Below are 265 nucleotides of genomic sequence, written 5' to 3'. Positions count from 1 at the left end.
AGGTAGTTGTAGCCCGGCAGCAGGCCTTTCCAGTTGCCCAGGCCCGGGTACAGCACCAGGTAACCGAGGGCGAACACGATGGTGCCCACGAACAGCATGAACCACCATTTCGGCAGCGGGTTGTCGTACTCCTCGATCCCGTCGAAGGAGTGGCCCACCGTCTCGTCCGTCTGTTCGCTGCGCTGGCCCTTGCGGGTCGACAGCAGCAGCCAGGTCAGGGAAAAGATCGTACCGAGACTGAGGACTGTGACGTACAGACTCCAGA

Annotated in this window: 1 protein-coding gene; it reads right to left on the bottom strand. The window is 61.5% G+C overall.

Translation table 11 applies throughout. The features are described from left to right. A partial coding sequence (locus ACPYOM_RS22705; RefSeq protein ID WP_481347697.1) for a cbb3-type cytochrome c oxidase N-terminal domain-containing protein occupies positions 1-265 on the bottom strand: 265 nt, incomplete at both ends.

It is taken from the genome of Monashia sp. HAY1-2A (genome assembly GCF_056755315.1).
Note: the sequence above shows the minus strand (reverse complement) of the source record. Positions and strands in the feature narration are given on the sequence as shown.